This window comes from Terriglobus sp. TAA 43 (genome assembly GCF_000800015.1).
Taxonomy (GTDB): Bacteria; Acidobacteriota; Terriglobia; order Terriglobales; family Acidobacteriaceae; genus Terriglobus.
In genome coordinates this window covers 2,376,576-2,395,641 of sequence record NZ_JUGR01000001.1, presented here as the reverse complement: position 1 = coordinate 2,395,641, position 19,066 = coordinate 2,376,576, and the positions used below count along the sequence as shown (strand labels likewise).

General features: G+C 57.1%; 17 protein-coding genes. 11 read left to right on the top strand and 6 right to left on the bottom strand.

Features of this window, described 5'->3' with window-relative positions; all coding sequences use genetic code 11:
- Nucleotides 1-51: 51 nt before the first annotated feature.
- Nucleotides 52-1,779, top strand: a complete 1,728-nt coding sequence (locus tag M504_RS10235) for a DHA2 family efflux MFS transporter permease subunit (protein WP_052200606.1) — start codon at nt 52-54, stop codon at nt 1,777-1,779.
- Nucleotides 1,780-1,820: 41 nt separating this feature from the next.
- Here M504_RS10235 and M504_RS10230 read toward each other — a convergent pair whose 3' ends face one another.
- On the bottom strand, nt 1,821-2,726 hold the full coding sequence (locus M504_RS10230) for a transglutaminase family protein (protein ID WP_052200605.1): 906 nt from the start codon (nt 2,724-2,726) through the stop codon (nt 1,821-1,823).
- Between the two features lie 259 nt (nt 2,727-2,985).
- On the opposite strand from M504_RS10230, the gene M504_RS10225 reads away from it, so the two are divergent.
- The 3 genes from M504_RS10225 to M504_RS10215 all read left to right on the top strand — a co-directional run bounded on the left by M504_RS10225 (nt 2,986) and on the right by M504_RS10215 (nt 6,000).
- Nucleotides 2,986-4,164: a hypothetical protein gene (locus tag M504_RS10225; RefSeq protein ID WP_047490844.1), complete on the top strand. Its 1,179-nt coding sequence runs from the start codon at nt 2,986-2,988 to the stop codon at nt 4,162-4,164.
- A 116-nt stretch (nt 4,165-4,280) separates the two neighbouring features.
- Nucleotides 4,281-5,081: an SGNH/GDSL hydrolase family protein gene (locus tag M504_RS10220; protein WP_047490841.1), complete on the top strand. Its 801-nt coding sequence runs from the start codon at nt 4,281-4,283 to the stop codon at nt 5,079-5,081.
- A gap of 73 nt (nt 5,082-5,154) precedes the next feature.
- Entirely contained in the window at nt 5,155-6,000 is an 846-nt protein-coding gene (locus M504_RS10215) for a sugar phosphate isomerase/epimerase family protein (RefSeq protein WP_047490838.1), read from the top strand.
- 79 nt (nt 6,001-6,079) lie between these two features.
- Here M504_RS10215 and M504_RS10210 read toward each other — a convergent pair whose 3' ends face one another.
- Nucleotides 6,080-6,952 carry an SDR family oxidoreductase gene (locus M504_RS10210; protein WP_047490836.1) on the bottom strand — a complete coding sequence of 291 codons (873 nt, stop codon included), beginning with the start codon at nt 6,950-6,952 and terminating at the stop codon, nt 6,080-6,082.
- Nucleotides 6,953-7,048: 96 nt separating this feature from the next.
- Between M504_RS10210 and M504_RS10205 the strand changes: the two genes are divergently transcribed.
- From M504_RS10205 to M504_RS10185, 5 genes are all read left to right on the top strand, one after another.
- Nucleotides 7,049-7,447, top strand: a complete 399-nt coding sequence (locus M504_RS10205; protein ID WP_047490833.1) for a helix-turn-helix domain-containing protein — start codon at nt 7,049-7,051, stop codon at nt 7,445-7,447.
- Between the two features lie 367 nt (nt 7,448-7,814).
- Nucleotides 7,815-9,164, top strand: coding sequence for an asparagine--tRNA ligase (asnS, locus tag M504_RS10200; RefSeq protein ID WP_047490830.1), 1,350 nt, complete (start codon nt 7,815-7,817; stop codon nt 9,162-9,164).
- Nucleotides 9,165-9,303: 139 nt separating this feature from the next.
- Complete coding sequence (locus tag M504_RS10195) at nt 9,304-10,098, top strand: hypothetical protein (protein WP_052200604.1); 795 nt, start codon at nt 9,304-9,306, stop codon at nt 10,096-10,098.
- Between the two features lie 88 nt (nt 10,099-10,186).
- Complete coding sequence (locus M504_RS10190) at nt 10,187-11,338, top strand: D-alanine--D-alanine ligase family protein (RefSeq protein ID WP_047490827.1); 1,152 nt, start codon at nt 10,187-10,189, stop codon at nt 11,336-11,338.
- 5 nt (nt 11,339-11,343) lie between these two features.
- Nucleotides 11,344-11,673, top strand: a complete 330-nt coding sequence (locus tag M504_RS10185) for a cupin domain-containing protein (protein WP_052200603.1) — start codon at nt 11,344-11,346, stop codon at nt 11,671-11,673.
- Nucleotides 11,674-11,732: 59 nt separating this feature from the next.
- On the opposite strand, the gene M504_RS10180 is transcribed toward M504_RS10185, so the two are convergent.
- From M504_RS10180 to xth, 3 genes are all read right to left on the bottom strand, one after another.
- Entirely contained in the window at nt 11,733-12,767 is a 1,035-nt protein-coding gene (locus tag M504_RS10180; protein ID WP_047490823.1) for a PmoA family protein, read from the bottom strand.
- Nucleotides 12,760-14,121 (bottom strand): Gfo/Idh/MocA family protein, encoded by a 1,362-nt coding sequence (locus tag M504_RS10175; protein ID WP_232296239.1) that lies wholly within the window; start codon nt 14,119-14,121, stop codon nt 12,760-12,762. Before M504_RS10175 ends, M504_RS10180 begins: the two co-directional genes overlap by 8 nt.
- Nucleotides 14,122-14,407: 286 nt before the next feature.
- The gene (gene xth, locus M504_RS10170; protein ID WP_047490821.1) at nt 14,408-15,187 is read right to left on the bottom strand and encodes an exodeoxyribonuclease III; all 780 of its coding nucleotides are present in this window, start codon (nt 15,185-15,187) and stop codon (nt 14,408-14,410) included.
- 199 nt (nt 15,188-15,386) lie between these two features.
- Here xth and M504_RS10165 point away from each other — a divergent pair, with 199 nt between their 5' ends.
- Nucleotides 15,387-17,012, top strand: a complete 1,626-nt coding sequence (locus tag M504_RS10165) for an EAL domain-containing protein (RefSeq protein WP_047490818.1) — start codon at nt 15,387-15,389, stop codon at nt 17,010-17,012.
- Here the strand turns inward: M504_RS10165 and M504_RS10160 are convergent.
- Entirely contained in the window at nt 17,009-17,335 is a 327-nt protein-coding gene (locus tag M504_RS10160) for a TfoX/Sxy family protein (protein ID WP_047494388.1), read from the bottom strand. The two genes, M504_RS10165 and M504_RS10160, sit on opposite strands and share 4 nt — an antisense overlap.
- A gap of 75 nt (nt 17,336-17,410) precedes the next feature.
- Between M504_RS10160 and lysC the strand changes: the two genes are divergently transcribed.
- Nucleotides 17,411-18,856 (top strand): lysine-sensitive aspartokinase 3, encoded by a 1,446-nt coding sequence (gene lysC, locus M504_RS10155; protein ID WP_369792896.1) that lies wholly within the window; start codon nt 17,411-17,413, stop codon nt 18,854-18,856.
- Nucleotides 18,857-19,066: the final 210 nt, after the last annotated feature.

Sequence of the window (19,066 nt, the reverse complement as noted above, 5' to 3'; positions counted from 1 at the left end):
TCCGATGAACCTTTTGCGGTCTCTAATGACCGGAGAGTCATTGCACTGACTATGCAGTCATTACAGGATGAAGAAAACGCTTTGCCGCCTGCGGAAGAGTCGCACGGGGCGTCATCGTTGCATCATGCGGAAGAGGTGATGGACCGCGCTGAGACGGCGCTTGCTCCCTCTGCTGCAGAGTTTGAACCGGGAGTGCCGCTGGCGCGTGCGCCCGAACCGCGGGTGTTTAATCCGTGGATTATTGCGCTGGTGGTGACGATGGGCACGTTCATGGAGGTACTGGATACCTCGATTGCGAACGTGGCGTTGCCACATATTGCGGGCAGCCTTTCTGCTTCGCAGGATGAGAGCACTTGGGTGCTGACCAGCTACCTGGTTGCGAATGCGATCATTCTGCCGATCAGCGGATGGATTTCAAGTGTTCTTGGTCGGCGCAATTTTTATCTTGGATCGGTAATTCTCTTCACTATCTTTTCTGCGGCGTGCGGCATTGCTCCGACGCTTGGCGCGCTGGTGGTGTTCCGCGTATTGCAGGGATTGTCGGGCGGTGGTTTGCAACCGAGTGTGCAGGCGATTCTCGCGGATGCGTTTCCTGGTGAGAAGCGCGGCATGGCTATGGCTGTGTATACCGTGGCGATCCTATGTGCGCCGGTGCTTGGGCCAACGCTGGGCGGATGGATTACGGATAACTATTCTTGGCGCTGGATCTTCTACATCAACATTCCTGTGGGTATTTTGTGTGCGTTCTTCACGCGCATGGTGTTGCATGATCCGCCGCACCTGACGAAGGCTCGCGAAGCTCGCAAGGGTAAGCCAATACAGATCGATGGCACGGGTCTGGCGCTGGTGAGCATTGGTCTTGCGGCGACGGAGATTGTGCTGGATCGCGGACAAGAGCTGGACTGGTTTGGTAACAGCTTCATCCTGTGGAGCACGATCGTCGCCGTGGTGGCAGTGGTGGGCGCCATCGTCTGGGAACTGCATGTGAAGAACCCGGTGGTGAATCTGCGGTTGTTGAAGGAACGCAACTTCCTGTTCTGCTGCGTGATTGTGCTGGGCATGTACACGGCGCTGTATGCGACGACGTTTCTACTGCCGCAGTTCATGCAGGAGTTGATGGGCTATGACGCAACGACTGCGGGTATTGCTGTGTCGCCTGCCGGTTTGGTGACGATGCTGGAAGTTCCACTGGTGGGTTGGTTGCTAAGCAAAGGCACGGATGCGCGACGGTTGATTGCGTGCGGCATTATCACCATGACTGCGGGAACTTACTGGCTGTCGCTGGGCAATCTGAATGCGGCGGAGAGCAATTTCATCTGGCCGCGTGTGTTGCAGGTGATGGGGCTGGGTATGACGACGGTGCCGTTGTCGACGATCATGTTCCGCTTTCTGCCTGCGGATCAGAGCAGCAATGCCGCGGGCATTTATGCGCTGGTGCGTAATGAGGGTGGATCGATCGGTATTGCGCTGTCGAGTACGTTTCTGCAACGCATGACGCAGGCGCACCAGACGTACTTGAGTGCGGACATTACTTCGTCTTCGCCGGGTGTGATGCAGCAGATCAAGTCTGCGGGCGCTGCGATTGGCGGCGCTGCGATGGATAAGACGTATGACGGTATGGCGTTGCTGTACCACCAGGTGCAGCAGCAGGCGCTGTTACTGGCGTATATGGATCAGTACCGTTTGTTCGCTTATATTCTGGCGTGTTTGTTGCCCATGGTGCTGTTGTTAAAGCGGCCGCCGAAGGTGGTTGGGAAGATTACGCTGGACGCGCACTAGCGAGACGGTTTGGATGGCGCCATGCCGATCCGTGCCCGCACTCACTGCGGAGCGATTGGAGAGGTGGCATTTGCATCCGCGCCGGTTGGCAGAGGCACAGGACGTCCATCAGAATCGACCTCGTTCGATTCAACATGGAAGTGAGTCAATTCCGCTAAGCCGAAGCTCGTGGTGATAGCCACGTCCGCAGCGTCCCTGCCGAAAGCCATCGGGATGCGGCCGAGCCGAGGCGTGTGGTGCCGTGCGTCCATGTTCCACCACTGGCCATCGAGCCAAACCTGATACCACGCCGAAAAATCGCCGGGGCCGGCATAGGGGACGCGAATATCTCCCAGATAACCCGTGACATAGCGGGCTGGAATGTTTAGCGCTCGAGTGAGCGTGATCGCAAGATGTTGAAAATCGCGACAGACCCCAACGCGCTCCGTGAACACGTCCATCGCTGTTTTGGTCGATCGCGCCGCGTTGTAGTTGAAAGTGACCTTGCTATGTACCCAGTCGCGGATTGTGGCTGCGCGCTCCCAACCGGGCCTGGTGCTACCAAAAAGTTCGGCGGCAATGGCGCCGAATTCGTCGACCTGACAATAGCGGCTGGCGAGCAGGAACTGCAGCGCTTCGTCGGGAAGGTCTTCGATGGGTGTCTGGCCAAGTCCCTCTCCCTGCGGATCAGGTGTGTCTGAGAGTTCCATTAGATGGGACCCGGAAAGACGGACTGCTCCTTCTGGAGCGACGAAACGTGAACAGCGATTTCCGAAACTGTCAATGTACGGTGATACCTGCAGCGGGATTGGTTCCAGCCGTTCATCCGCTGCAACAATGTGTTCGACCCTGAGGGTGTCAGCGGATAGAAGTTTGCTCTCCACGGAAGGGTGGACGTGTAATACGGCAACGACCGGGGTCTGTCTTGGAATGTGAAACTGGATATCAAATTCGGACTTGATCTTCATATGGATTCTTCGGGGAAGGGACGGTCTCCCTCGCCTCTCAAGAGATTTCATCGGCGCACATCAGCGGTGGTTTGATGCGCTGTTGGACGATCGCGGTTTCCCTTTGAGGAGATCGCCCTCAGTCCGTCGCGCCGCGGTGTAGGTGGTTGGAAAAATTACGCTGGACGCGCATTTAAGGTTAAGGCTGATGGACTTTGCCCGCGCGAGGTGTTATCACTTGCGGTATTCGGGCTTAGAACACCATTACGGAGTCACCGCTATGCCTCTCCTGGTTGAAAAGCGGGAAGATTGGCAATCCATCGCCGCCATCGGCGGACCGGTCGTTGATCCCATGATTCTTCGCTGCGGAGAGGTCTTTCTTCGCGGCTCCGCCAATACTTACGATCAGAACTCCGCCTGGGACCTACTCACCAAGAACATCCATGCGCTGGGTACGTTCTTTGATCGCCTGATCCTTGAAAACCAGATTCCTGTTTTCGATTACTCCACTACGTTCGACGTGGACATGCCGTTTGAGAGACGCACACTTGCTGCGATCAATGAGAACGAGGAAGTGTTGGTGAACGTCAACGTGGGCCATGACGCCTACATGGACGTGAAGAATGCAGCGCTCGCGGAACTGACCACGTTCTATAAGGGCGGGGTGGCCGGAGTGAGCGGAGAGCAGGCTCATGAGGTTTTAACGGATCTGGCTTCCATTGTGGGCGAACTCACCACTTCGGGTTACGCCTGGTATCCCAACTTGGGCGACCTCCACTTTGAAAACCCCGATGAGCAGCGGCTGGCTGCATACATTCTGGGAGGATTGATCTTCGGAGGCTATGCGCAATTGGCTGGTACTGACCACCTGATGCAGCCCAAGCGTTCGCGCCTGTTCCTGGCGCTCACGCTCAAGCAAGACACGGCGCGCGGCGCTGAAGACTACTTGTTCACCAAACTTGGTGAGCTCACAGGCAGACCTGCCGCGGAGATTCCGTACACGCCCACATTCTTTCCACTGCTGCTGAGCGAAAGCAATAATCCTGCCGAGCTGTTGACGAACGCGATGAAGTATCGCAAGAGCCCCGAGGTCAGCGATTATCGTGCGTGGCTCGGCGAGGCGCTGGAAGACTTCAAGCGCAACGGACGTATCGCTACGGAACGCACTCGCGAAGTGGAGCGTATCGCAGCTGCGATCCAAGGTAAACTCGCAGGCATTCCTTTTCCGAAGGTCGAAATCAAAACTACAGTGGCTGATGTCGTTGGACTGAAACTGCCAGGAGTGGGCATCGATCTTACCGAGCCCGCGAAGGCCGCATGGGGCTGGATGATCTCCCAACTGCCGGGCAAGCGGCATCGCAAACTGCTCACACGCGCAATCATTGCGGACCGCGAATACATCGATCTGAGCATACGCATCTCCACGGTGTGGAGCGGGGGCGGCGTTCCCGCACGTTAAATTTCGCCATAAACGGCTTCCATCACCGCAATTTCACTGTGCCTGATTTCTGATGGATTGCGCTGGCGTGGTTCGGCTTCGTACACTGGCCTGCACACAGGAGAAGCACGCGAATCATGTCGTTCATGCGCAATGTTGCACTCGTTACCGCGACCACTTTGGTGGTTAGTACGGCTTTGCTGGCTCAGGTTGCGGCTGCACCTGCCGAGGCTCCGAAGCCGATTGATGCGGTGTTGGTGAAGGATCCTTCGACGCTGACGCCGAATGAGATTCTGGGCCTGCAGAAGAAGCTGGCGGACTATGCGAACCTGGCTCGCTATGCGAGTGCGAATGCCGCGTTGCCGCCTGCGCCGAAGGATCGCGTGGTGTTTTTTGGCGACAGCATTACCGATGCTTGGGGCAACGGCGCTCTTAATAAGCCGACGTTCTTTCCGGGCAAGCCGTATCTGGACCGCGGTATCAGTGGGCAGACGACGCCGCAGATGCTGGTGCGTTTTCAGCAGGATGTGGTCGCTCTGAAGCCTGCAGCGGTGTTGATCCTGGCGGGAACGAATGACATTGCAGGCAATACGGGCATTGAGTCGCTGGAGCACATTCAGGACAATTTCCGTTCGATGGCGGCGATTGCGGATGCGAACCACATCAAGCTGATCCTGGCGAGCGTGCTGCCGGTGGACGATTACCCGTGGCGTCGGGGTTTGCAGCCGGCGGACAAAATCCGCACGATGAATACGTGGATGCAGCAGTTCTGTAAGGACCACGGGTACACGTATCTGGACTACTACTCGGCGCTTACGTCGCCGACGGGTGGCATGAAGCCCGATTTGGCGAAGGATGGTGTGCACCCCACGCCGGCGGGATATGCGATTATGCAGCCGCTGGCGCAGGCGGCCATCGACAAGACGATCGGCAAGTAAATCGAACAAGGTGAGGCGGGGGAACCTTCAATGGTTCCCCCGTATGCTTTGCGGCCTGCTATGGTCAGGGGTGATGAAGCGGTCAATTAGTACGCATGTTTTTCTGCAACAACGGCTGCACGCTGGCCTGCTGGATGCAATGGTGGCGGCGGGTGCGCAGTCGATTGAGCTGTTTGCTGCTCGGCACCATTTTGATTACACCGATCGCGCGGAAGTGAAGGAACTGGCGAAGTGGTTCCGCAGCAATGACTGCCGCGCGACGCTGCACCAGCCCATCTTTGAGTCGCGAGCTTCCGACTGGAGCCGCCATGTTCCAGCGACCATCAACCTGATTGATGTGGAGAAGTCACGCCGCATTGATGCGATGGATGAGGTGAAGCGCGCTCTGGAAGCAGCGGAGCAGATCGATATCGACAGCATTGTGCTGCACCTGGGCACGGCGAATGATACGTGGAGCGAGCGCTCGCTGGATTTGTCGATGACGGCGGTGGAACACATTAAGGCATTTGCACATCCGCTGGGAGTGAAGACGCTGGTGGAGACGTTGCACAACGATGTGACCACCCCGGAACACCTGAAGGAGATGCTGCGCATTGCGCATCTGGATACCGTGCACGTGTGCCTGGATATTGGGCATGTGAATCTGCACGACATGGGCGGCGTGGAGAGTGCGTTTGCCGTGTTGGGCGATCGGATTCGTGAACTGCATCTGCATGACAACCAAGGTGAGAAGGATGAGCACCTGTGGCCGGGCGAGGGCACCGTGGACTGGGATGCTGTGCGCAAGGGCGTTGCAGGGTTGAAGCATGAGCCGGTGGGGACGCTGGAGATTGCGTACGAGCCGGAGATCGATGCGAAGGCGATGAGCGCGAAGGCTGCAAAGGCGTTTGCGATGTTGGAAGAGCCTGTCCGCAATTAAAAGTTCTTGGAAAAAGTAAAAGGCCAGCAGATGCCGGCCTTTTACTTTCTTTTTTTCATTTTGAACGCTACCCGCTGGCTTAGTGGGTGCTGTTGGCGACAGGTGCTTTTAGTGCAGCGGCGATCGTGTCCGCGAGTGGCTCTGTGGGGCGGCCGATGAGACGGCTTAGCGTGTGCGAGTTGTCATCGAGCGCGCCGTTTGCGGCTTTTGCTTCAGCGTCTGCCAGGATTGTTGCGAGGGCGGGCGGCAGGAAGGTGGCGAGGATCTTCTCGTATTCCTGCTCCGGCAGGTCGTGATAGCCAATGGCCTTGCCGGTTTGTTTGCTGACTTCTGCGGCGAACTCTGCGCGGGTGAATGCTGTGTCGCCTGCGAGTTCATACACCTTGTTTTCATGACTCTCGCCGGTGAGTACGGCCACCGCTGCTGCAGCGTATTCTGCGCGGGTTGCAGCGGCTAGACGGCCGTTTTTTGTGGCGCCGATGAAGGCTCCCTGCTGCAGTGCGGGGCCTATGCCGGGCGTGAGATTTTCTGTGTACCAACCGTTGCGCAGGAAGGCGAAGGGGATGCCGCTGGCCTGAAGGTATTTCTCCGTGGCCAGATGTTCTTCCGCGAGCAGGAGTCCACCGGTGTCAGCGTGCAGGAGGCTGGTGTAGGCGATGAGGCGAACTCCGGCGCGCTTTGCTGCGTCGATCACAGCTTGATGCTGCGCTATGCGCTGGCCGAGTTCATTGCCGGAGATGAGCAGGAGTTTCGTTACACCAGCAAAGGCCGCGTCGAGCGTTTCCGGGCGTCCGTAGTCGGCTTCACGGACCTGCACGCCCTTGTCTGCGAATGCTTTCGCTTTGGATGGTGTGCGAACGGCCGCGACGATCTGGTTTGCAGGGACTTTCTGAAGCAGGCCCTCTACGACAAGTGTTCCAAGGTGGCCGTTGGCTCCGGTGACAGCAATCATTATGTCTCTCCCTTCCGCCGTAGCGGAGTGTATGAGGCAAGCGTATCCCTAGTGGCTTACTTGTAGTAAGTACATACCTATAGGTAAGCTGTATGCATGGCGTGGCCGAAGAGTACCAAGACAATTCGCATCCGGAAGGGCAACCTGTTTTCTTCCGATTGCCCGACGCGCATCATCCTTGACGATGTGACGTCGCGCTGGGGATCGCTGGTGTTGGTGCTGCTGCACAAGGATGGCAGCTATCGCTTCAGCGAACTGGCGTACCTGATTGGCGGCGTGAGTGAGAAGATGCTGGCGCAGACGCTGCGCGCGTTGGAGCAGGATGGGTTTGTGTTGCGCACGGTGCATGCAACGAAGCCGCCGAAGGTGGAGTACAGCCTGACGGAGATGGGCAGCGAAGTGGCGGAGAGAATGTTGTCGCTGGCGGCGTACATCGAGAGCAATGTTGGCCGCGTGATGGCGCACCGGGCGAAGGTGGCACAGAAGACGGCTTAACTGTGCAGGGTTTCAGGGCAAAGCAAAAGGCCGGCTTGATGCCGGCCTTTTGCTTTGGGGGCTTGTGAGTCGCTTATGCCTCGGTGGTGCTGCCGGCGAAGGACGCTACGGCGCAGGGGGCGAGGATCATACCAAGGAAGGCGACTGCTACGAGAAGATCATGCATCGGGGGCGTTTCTCCTGATTCTGTGGAGAGCGTCTGGCCCTCCTGACAGAACCAGAATCGCGCGATTCGGGTGGCGTCACCATTGCCTGAAAGCTTTGATATCAGGATCGTTCAGGGTATGTGCGGATACCACCCGGAAACGCAGGGATAACACCTTTGGGGAGGCTGGCGAGCGAGCGGGCGCATACACTGGGAGATGTTATGGCGACAGAAACATCCGCACCCCTCACGTCGATTGCGAACATTGGCCAGCACGAAGGCGCAACGGTAACGCTGCGCGGCTGGCTGTATAACCTTCGTTCCAGCGGCAAGCTGCTCTTTCCCACCTTCCGTGACGGCACGGGTACGATTCAGGGCATTGTTCCCAAGGCGGCTGTGCCTGAGGAACTGTTCAACACGCTGAAGGAATTGCAGTTAGAGAGCAGCGTGGTGGTTACGGGCAAGGTGCGTGCGGACTCGCGTGCGCCTTCTGGCTATGAGCTGGACGTGGAGAATGTGCAGGTGCAGCAGGCGGTGAGCGCCGATGAGCCGTTCCCGATCACGCTGAAGGAGCATGGGCCGGACTTCCTGATGGAGCGTCGGCATTTGTGGATGCGGACGCCTCGGCAGAGTGCGATTCTCCGTGTGCGTGCCACGATTATGCGGGCAGCTCAGGAGTTCTTTGATACGCAGGACTTTACGCGTACCGATCCGCCCATCCTGACGCCTGCTGCGTGCGAAGGCACCAGTGAGCTCTTCGAGATGAAGTATTTCGACGAGGGCAATGCGTACCTGACGCAGAGCGGCCAGCTTTACATTGAGGCCACGGCACTGGCGCTGGGCAAGGTGTACAGCTTTGGGCCGACGTTCCGCGCGGAGAAGTCGAAGACGCGTCGCCATCTGACTGAGTTCTGGATGATTGAGCCGGAAGTGGCGTATGCCGATCTGGACGATCTGATGAAGCTGGCGGAGGACTTCCTTTCGCACGTTGTGATGCGCGTGTTGGAGAAGCATCGCATTGACCTGAAGACGATTACGGGTGGCGATGAGAAGGCGGCGAAGCTGGAGAAGATTCAGGCTCCGTTCCCGAAGATCAGCTACGACGAAGCGCACGCCATGTTGGAGAAGGCGTTTGCCGAGGGCGCGATTGAGAAGCCGCATGTGTATGGCGACGACTTTGGCGCGCCGGACGAGACGTACATCAGCAACCAGTTTGACCGGCCAGTGATGGTGCATCGTTATCCGGCGGTGGTGAAGGCGTTTTATATGCAGCCTGATCCTGCGGATCCGACGAAGGCACTTTGCGTGGATGTGTTGGCACCGGAGGGATATGGCGAGATCATTGGCGGGTCGCAGCGTATTGATAGCTATGACCTGTTGAAGGAGCGCATCCTGTCGCACGATCTGCCGCTGGAGGCTTTCGAGTGGTACCTGGATCTGCGCAAGTATGGTTCGGTTCCGCACAGTGGCTTTGGTATGGGTATTGAGCGGTGTGTGGCGTGGGTGTGCGGGCTGGAGCATGTGCGCGAGACGATTCCGTTTGCTCGTACGCTGAACCGGATTTATCCGTAAGTACATATGCAACTGTTAATTTATGAGGCCGCGACGAACTTCGTTGCGGCCTTTCTGCTTCGGTATGCAACGCACGGTTCGGCATCGGAATCCGTCTCACTACCAGCGTGAAGTGACTTGCGGCGCCAACGGGAGAGTGATGACGGCACTTCGGAATGCAGTGTTGCTAGGCGTCGCTGCTTTAGGAACGGTCGCGTGGGCGCAGGGCTCGCCGGTTGCGCGGATGGCAGAGAACGAGCGTCAGGCTCGGATTGATCTGAAGGAACACTTCTCGTTCCTGCTGCTGGAGCGCTCACCGCGTACGGGCGGCCACCTGTGGATGGAACGCGTTGTGGAAGTGGATGAGGGTAAGGTTGCCCGTCTTCTGCAGGTGGATGGCGTTCCGCTGTCAGCCGACGCCGCCACAGCGGAACAACGGCGTCTTACCTCGCTTGCCAATGATCCTGAGGCATTCCGAAGATTGAATGCGTCGGTGCAGGGTGATGAAAAGCATCTGATCAGCCTGCTTGGTGCGCTGCCGTCGCAGTTTGTGTTGACGCCTGCCGGCAGCGTGAATGGTTGTTCGCAGTACAGTTTCAAGCCCAATCCCGCCTATCAGCCCGCAAGCATGGAAGAGAAGGTGCTGCATGCGATGGAGGGCACGGTCTCCGTCAAAGAGCCGGAGGATCGGCTGTGTGAGTTGCAGAGCCGTATCGTGACCCCAGTTTCCTTCGGATTTGGCTTGCTGGGCAAGGTGAATCAGGGTGGCAGCGTTCATTTGGAGCGCCGCCAGGTTTCGCCCGATACGTGGAAGAGTGTTCGCATGGTCGTCCACATGGACGGAAAGATTCTGATGATGAAGAGTCTTACTCGCGATCAGGATGCAGTTCGCAGCGAGATTAAGCTTGTGCCGCCGCACATTTCGTTGCAGCAGGCCGTGGATCTGACTCGCTGACACATCGCAGGTATCTACGAAGATGCATGATTGTCCCTCAACAGGCGGTGGGACCGTACCATCAACATGGGTAGGTGCGAGGGAACTGATGGCGAAGAAGCTGCGTGTGGGTGTTTTGTTTGGTGGGAAGTCGGGCGAGCATGAGGTGTCGCTGCGCTCGGGCGCTTCCATTCTGAATGCCATTGATCGCAGCAAATATGAAGTGGTTCCCATCGGTATTGCCAAGAGCGGGCAGTGGCTGGGCGCGGGGGATTCGAAGGCGTTGTTGGATGGAGTTACCGTTCCTGCGCTGGCTGGGAAGAAGTCTGCCACTTCGAAGAAAAAGATCGAGAGTACCGGACTTACGCTGCAGGCCTCTGCCGCGACGTCGACCTCTGCTTTGGATGTTGTGTTTCCTGTACTGCATGGCACGTTTGGTGAAGACGGCACGATCCAGGGCATGTTGGAACTCGCCGATGTGGCGTATGTGGGTTCGGGTGTGCTGGGTTCGTCTGTGGGCATGGACAAGGACGCCATGAAGAAGATGTTTGCCGCGGCGGGACTGCCCATTGTGAAGCATGTGACGCTGTTGCGGAGCGAGTGGAAGGCGAGTCCACGCAAGTGCGCGAAGTTGATTGAGGACAAGCTGAAGTATCCGGTGTTTGTGAAGCCGGCGAATCTTGGTTCGTCTGTCGGCATCAGCAAGGTGCGCGAACGCAAGGAGCTTGCGAAGGCGATGGATGAAGCTGCGCAGTTCGATCGCAAGATTGTGATTGAAGAGGGCGTGAGCGGCAACGGCAAGCTGAGAGGCAAAGGCAAGGCGCGCGAGCTTGAGATTGCAGTGCTGGGAAATGATGATCCCATTGCCAGTGTTGTTGGTGAGATTGTGCCGGATCGTGAGTTCTACGATTACGAGAGCAAGTACGACTCGACCAGCACGAGTGAGCCGGTGATTCCAGCGAACATCACGAAGGCTCAGGCGAAGCAGCTGCGGCAGATGGCGATTGATGCGTTCAAATCGTGCGATTGCAGCGGGCTTGCGCGTGTGGATTTCCTGTTGGAAGCGGCTGATCCTGCCAGCAAAAAAGAGCCGAAGATTTATCTCAATGAAGTAAATACGATGCCGGGCTTTACGTCGATCAGCATGTATCCGAAGCTGTGGGAGGCAACGGGTATTTCGTATGTTGAGTTGATTGATCGGCTGATTGCGCTGGGTGTGGAGCGACACGACGAACGCAAGGCTACGAGCTTTACCAAGTGAGCGCCATGTTGAAAGTGATTCGTGCAGATGATTCGACGATGACTGCGCCTGAGCCGGGACTGCGTCGGCAGGTGATGGCGACCACCGAGCCGATGATGCTGGTGCGGCATCGCATGGAAGCTGGTTGGGTTGGGGCTGCGCACTCGCATCCGCATGAGCAGTTGATCTACATCCTCAGTGGTGAGATTGCTCTTGTTGTTGATGGCGAGACGTATCTGCTGGGTGCAGGCGATAGCGTGATGGTGCCCGGTGGTGTGGTGCACCAGGCTTCGGCTGCAGTGGAGAGCGAAGTGCTGGATGTGTTCACGCCTGCGCGAGAAGACTATCGCTTGTAAGCGAAAGAAAGGGCCTCGCCTCCGGACCGAGGCGAAGCCCTAAGAATTAAGGAACAAAACTAACGAGTTGCTTTTCCGAAGGTATCCGCGGCTGCATTCACTTGCGCCGCGGTCATCGTATGCGGCGACAGCAGGACGCGATAGCGGAAGGTTGTTGTTTGGCCCTTCTCCACGGTGTAGTTCATGGGGGCGGCCTTGGTGTCGAAGATGTGCGCGCCTAGCGGATTCGCAGCGAACAGGCCATAGCCGCGAGCGTGCCAGTAGGTGGGGTAGCCCGGATTGCCTGGGTGATCGAGAATGGCAATCGCAGCCTGATGGCCTTCTGGGTCGTGTCCGTTTAGAACACACCAGCGACCACGCGTGCTCCATACGGCATCGCCTTCTTTGCCTTCGCTGGTCAGGTAGACACCGGTGGCTCCAGCGCCTGTGGCGCCTTCCACCTTTGTCTCTTTACCGGAGGCATCCACGAACACGCCGCCCTTTTCATTGGGGGACTCAAGCCAGCGCGCTACGCGGATTCCGAGCACGCCTTCCTTGTCGTCAGTGAACACAACCTTTTGGAGCGCCGTCAGCTTCGTCGTGCGATCAATCGTGCGCACATCGCCGTTCTGGCGGAAGACAAACGTTGTGGTTTCGCGCAGCAGAGACTGACCGTTTGCAGCAATCCATGTGGACTCTGTGGTGAGGTCGCCTGAGTCCTTGCCGGAGTGCGAGGAGACGATCTTCTCCTGCCGGATGGAGCCCATGTGCGGCACGCGATCGCCGGTGATGGCGTCAGAGTTGTTCCAGAAATCGAAGCCGTTTACGTTGCCGTAGTTGAACCAGAGGCCCGCGTGGTGCGGATGATCCTGTCGTTCACCGGCACGCGGCTCCAGCGGAAAACCGCGCGTGACGGTGATGCCGTCGCTCAAGACCAGCGGGTAGAGCACCGGCTTCTTCAGCGATGTGGGCCAGATGTACGACGTGAACGGTTTGCCATCGACGGTGACGTCCACGCGGCGCTGGGCCTCGTGAACGTCTACCTTTACTTCTGCTGCTGCAACGCCGGACGCGACCATAGTGGAGAGCATAGCCAACGCGACGAGCTTATACATAGGGCTGACCGCCTGCCAGCACCTGCTGCTTTGCGTCGTCAAACGTGACCTTCTTGCCGGTGCGCATGGCAGCGATGCACATGCACAGCGCGATGGAGTGCGAATAACCCGCTTCAATGCTGGCGTTCGGCGTCTTGCGCGAACGGACACACTCCATCCAGTTGCGCATGTTGGCGACAGTCATGGGATCGCTGCCGGTGTTGGCTTCGTTCGAGACTGCTTCTACCGCGCCCAGCGAGAAGTCTTCCAGCAGATTCGCTTTCATCTTCATCTCGGCTGCTGACTTCGCTGTCAGGCCACCCTCCGCAGTAACCTTCTGCGTATCCATGTTCAGAGCGCCGCCGTTGGAATAGTAGATTTCCTTCACGCCGCCTGCAGAGTTCGTCTGACGCGACGAGTACAGCACCTGGAATCCCTTCTTCGGGTCATCCAGCGGGCCGTAATCAAACACGGCCGTCAACGTGTCCCAATTCGTGCGGCCATCCTGCCACTGGTAGATGCCACCATTCGCTACTACGGAGCGCGGATGCGGATAGCCCGTGAACCAGTGAACGGTATCAATCTGGTGCACTAGCCACTGGTCAGGAATGCCCGATGAGAACGGATAGAACAAGCGGAACTCAAGGTACTTGCGCGCATTAAATGGCTCGTAGGGACGGTTCAATAGGTAGCGCTTCCAGTCCGTGTCTTCTTCCTTCAATAGCGGCACCACATCCGGCCTGCGCCAGCGACCGGGTTGATTCACATTCCACGTCATCTCCACCATGTTGATTTCGCCGAACTTGCCGCTGCGGATGTAGTCATAGGCGCGCATGTAGCTGGGCGTGGAGCGACGCTGCGTACCTACCTGGACAATCTTTCCGGTCTTGTGGACGGCGTTACGGAACAAGACAGCATCTTCCATGCGGTCGGCCGTGGGCTTTTCGACATACGCGTCGCGACCGGCGTTCACAGCCGCCGCACCCATGATCGCGTGTTGAAAATCAGCCGTCGCAATCAGGACCGCATCCACGTCCTTGCGGGCATACAGTTCGTCGGTATTGCGGCAGGTCTCAATCTTTGCGCCAGCCTTTTTCTCTACATACGCCACAGCCTCTTCTCTGCGACGGCTCCACAGGTCAGCGACAGCGACAAACTCGAAGTTCATCGCTTTCTGATTGGCGGCAAACGCAGGAATCAGGGCACCCTTCATGCGGTCGCCTGCGCCGACGATGGCTGTGCGGACACGGTCATTGGCGCCCGGAATGGCGGCGTAGCTCTTTGCGCTCCACGCTGCAACCGCAGCCGCAGCCGCGCCACCGGCGATAAAATCGCGGCGGCTGGGCGTCATCTTCTTCGTTTCCGTCTGGCTCATTCGAAACGTCTCCATGCGTGCAAATCGTAACTATGGAACTGCGCCTGGCATTGTGATTGCTGGTTGCGCGTGCATTTCCATCCGCCGATCTTGAGGCGTAATCAAAACGTTTCACAGGCGCAAAACAGGAGTCTCGTCAGGCGAGAGGACTATAAGGACGCCACCGCCCCAGAGTCAAGGTCAGAGGTCCTAAGTCTGTCATGACAGAAAAACGTACACGCGCGCTAAAGGCCGTCATCCTGAGCGGAATCAACGGGGAGCGCGACGTTCCTTCGGATTCTGGTGCCTACTTTAGGGTCACAAGGATTGGCGTGTGGTCGCTTGGCTTTTCCTGTCCACGCGGGGTCTTATCGATGACGCACGACTCCAGCCGTGGTCGCAGCGAAGGCGATAGCAGGAAGTGGTCGATGCGGATGCCACGGTTGCGCTCAAACGCCTGGCGGAAGTAATCCCAATAGGTATAGGCGCCGGCTTCCTCAGGATGCAGTGCACGAAACGCATCGACCCAGCCCATGGTCTGCATGGCGCGGTACCGTTCGCGTGGCTCTGGTTGGAAGAGGGCATCGCGAACCCAATTCGCAGGCTTGTCGCAATCAATGTCTTCGGGGATGACGTTGAAGTCGCCGCCAATGATCGTGGGGATTGGATCATCCTTCCAACGCATCATCTGGTGAATGAGTCGGTCCATCCATCCGAGCTTGTAGATAAATTTCTCTGTGCCGATGGGGTTGCCGTTTGGCAGATAGATGCAGACTACGCGCAGGCGCTTGCCATCGGGCTCATCGAGAATGGCTTCGATGAAACGTGCATGCGTATCTTCGTCGTCGCCGTCGAGCTTTGTGGTCACGGCTTCAATAGGGAGCTTCGAGAGGATGGCCACGCCGTTGTAACTCTTCTGGCCGATTGCCACAGACTCATAGCCGAGTGCTTTGAAGTCCATCGCCGGAAACTCCAGCGTCTTCAGTTCCTGCATTAGCAACACATCTGGCTGCTGTGCCTGAAGAAAGTCATGCGCATGCGTCATTCGCGCACGAATCGAATTCACATTCCAGCTTGCAATCAGCACTGTTTCGTATCCTCACCTTTGTCTTAACGATTCTCGCAAAAAGCGAACGCAACACCAATGTAGTACCAGCGTCCAGATAGGTTTGAGTTGATTTCCTGTATCGTTTCGCAAATCAACAAGTCATAACCAAACGAATTGGCCATGCTGAAAAAGGAATCGAGTTGATTGTCACACTATTGGCAGATACGATTTTCTTCTAGTGGCGGACTCCCAACGAACTATTTCGAGCGGCATTGAAGCAGATTCGCTACGCACTCTGTCCGGAATTGCAACCGCACTCACGGTAGGTCTGGTGGCGATCATGGCGCCAATCCTGCTTGCTATTGTTTTTTCACGTCACGAAGGCCTTGCCGACGAGAGCAAGTTAACCCTCAGATACGCACAAGAAGTTTTGCATCGCACCGATGACATTGCGGGCCAGATGGTCAGAGGGAATGCCCTTATGCTGCAATCGGGGCTTGCTCCATGCTCACCTGCCGGGCTGGACCTCATGCGTCGGATAGACATCTCGTCTTCCTATGTTCAGGGTGTCGGCTACGTGCAGGATGACCAGATCATCTGCACGTCGCAGGGCAGCACGAAGCCCATGCCTATTGGCCCTCCGCATCTTGTTACTGCCAGTGGGGCATCGGAATGGTTGAACGTTGTGCCGCCCTTTGCCGATCATGGTCTCCTTATCTTTGCCAAAGACAAGATCGCCTATTTCCTGGATATGAGTCTGGCTGTGGACATACCGGCTGAAGGTCCAAACATTGCCACCGCGATCTTTGTGCCCTCATTGCCGGAGCATCCTCTTCTTATCGCGCAAAACGGTACGATTCCGGCCGAGTGGTTTCATACTCCTGCACCTGGCGGCAGCACGACCTTTCGTACTTCAGACCATGTCGTCGCGATCACGCGTTCCAAGAACACCGACGTGGCCGTCATAGCCGCGGCTCCTGTCTTTTACGCCAACGCGCATGCCCGGAAGTTCGCCCTGATCTTTGTTCCAATCGGCCTTGTATGCGCGGGCCTGCTCACCTGGGCAGTTCTGAATATCGCGCAGAGTCGGTTCTCGCTGCCCTCGGTTTTGCGAACGGGTGCGAAACGAAAAGAGTTCTTTCTCCAATACCAACCCGTCGTTGAGCTCAATACGCGACGCGTGATTGGTGCCGAGGCCCTGGTGCGCTGGAAAAAAAGCCGCAGGGTGATTCGGCCGGAGCATTTCATGGCTGTTGCGGAGGAATCTGAGGTCATTACTCAGATGACTGCATGTATCTTTGAAATCGTCGCCGCTGACATCGCTGACATACTCCGGATACAGCCCGACTTTTTCATCGCCATCAACCTTTCCACTCCAGACCTGCGCGCCGCGCAGACGGCGCAGTTCTTTAGGAAGATTCTTGGGACTGGTAAGGTGCAGCCACACAATCTTGTCGTGGAAGCCACCGAGCGCGGATTTCTGCAGAGCGACGAGACGAAGCACACCCTCGAATCTCTTCGGCAACTCGGCGTTGCCATTGCTATCGACGATTTCGGCACAGGCTACTCCAGCCTGTCCTGTCTGCAAAACCTTCGCCTCAACATTCTGAAAATCGACAAGTCGTTCGTCGAAACAATTGGCACTGACGCAGCCACGAATCAGATCGTTCCGCACATCATCGACATGGCACACTCACTCGAAATATGCATCACCGCAGAAGGTGTGGAAACAGAAGAGCAAGCGAAGTTTCTTCGTGACCGTGGCGTGCAGCACGCTCAAGGCTGGCTTTTCGGCCAACCTCTTTACTACATCGGGCTCAAGGAATTGCTGAGACGACAGAGGACTGCGGCGGAACGGCATTAATCCTTCGCGGGCAGCGTTGCCACGAACGTCTTCGCTGCATCCAGTAGCCGTTTACGCACTGTGTCATCCGCATACACGGCTGTGGGCACACGCACCCATCCATTCATTGGCTTGCCTGACATCATTTGCGTTACGCCCGGCAACGCCAGCGCCCATGCGTCATTGCCTTTGCCCAACCGCACCAGCAGATGTCCTACACGCGCGCCACAGACCAAGTTGCCGCGATACATCCACGCCATTCCGCCGAACATGGCCTTGCGAGTTACGCGGAGATCTTCCAGCGCTTCTTCCACCATCGCTTCCAGTCCTGCGTCGCGTGCCATGCCAACCATGATGGCACAAGAAAAATAACTGCGGCCTTTATGCCTTTTTTATGGACAAAGCGAAATACTTTGGTTGTGGGCAAGGAACCGGACAGTCCGATCGTTGTCATGAAGTTTGGCGGTACATCGGTACAGGATGCGGCGGCGATCGGTCGCACTATCGAAATCGTCAATGGTCGTCGCAATCAGAAGATGCGTCCCGTGGTTGTTGTATCGGCCATGGCGCGTGTCACCGATCAATTGCTTGCAGCCGCGCAGGCTGCAGTTGAAAACGATTTGCCCAAGGCAATTCTTATTTCCAATGTCTTGCGGAATCGTCATATTGAAACAGCGGCAACTCTAGTTGGCAGGAAGCTTGCTCTCCTTATCGAAGCATTGGACAAGCTCTTCGATCAACTGGACAACGTGCTTACCGGTATTGCTGCTGTTGGCGAACTTACGCCACGTACGAGTGATCTTGTAGTGAGTTTTGGCGAGCGGCTCTCCAGCCTTATCGTGGCGCAGGCGTTTGAGCATCGCGGCATCAGTAGCGTGCATGTCGATGCGCGAAACTGCATCATTACGGACGCGCATTTCGGCAAGGCGGCACCGTTGGTTGAAGAGACCGATGCTGCGGTTAGCGAGCATATTCTGTCTGTGGTGAATGCCAATGCTGTCGCTGTTCTTGGCGGCTTTATTGCGTCTACACGTAACGGCATCACCACAACGCTGGGGCGCGGTGGCAGCGACTATAGCGCGGCACTTATCGGTGGCGCGCTACATGCACATGCCATTGAGATATGGACGGACGTGAACGGTGTTATGACGACCGATCCGCGCATCTGTCCTGATGCGCTTCGTCTTCGGGCGATCAGCTTTGAGGAAGCTTCTGAACTCGCTTATTTCGGCGCGAAGGTTCTTCATCCGGCAACGATTCTTCCGGCGGTGAAAAAGAACATTCCGGTATGGGTACTTAACTCGCACAATCCCGGTAATGAAGGCACCGTTATCACTGCGACTGCAACAGCGTCTTCCAGTCCGCTGAAGAGCATTGCGGTGAAGCGGCACCTGGTGATCCTGCACATCATTTCTCGCAGGCTTCTCGTGTCCCATCGGTTTCTTCGTGCGGTCTTTGAGGTGTTTGACCGCTACGATTGCCCGGTCAACATGGTTGCTACGAGCGAGATCAGTCTCTCCGTGACTCTTGATGCGGTGGAACATCTGGGAGCCATCCGCGAAGACCTGGCCAAGATTGCCATCGTGGAGGAGGAAGCCGATAAATCTCTCATTTGTCTTGTTGGCGAGAAGATGCGGGAGCAACCGGGCATTGCGGCGCGTGCTTTTTCGGCGATCCGCGGCACCAACCTGCAGATGATTTCGCAAGGAGCGAACGGCATCAGCATGAGTTTCGTTGTAGAAGACAGCGTCGTGGAGCAGACGGTTCGCTCACTTCATGCGGAGTTCTTTGCGGATGCCGATCCTATCCTCTTCGATGTGTCGTCGCGGACGGCTGAACAGGAAGCCGTTCTGGTGTCTGCCTGACCGGCGTCGTGAACGGGAATCCTCGCATGATTAAGAACGTTTCCTAACTTCCCAGCCCGGTGGGGCGTGCGTGGCGCATTTCTGCGAAATCCATTTCACAAATCTCCGCACTTTCGATTGCGCCACGGCCACCCATTCGATTAGCTTTGTGCCATCACAACATTTCTGAACGCCCGTGCACCAGCGCCCGGCTGTCTGCGTGCGGTTCTT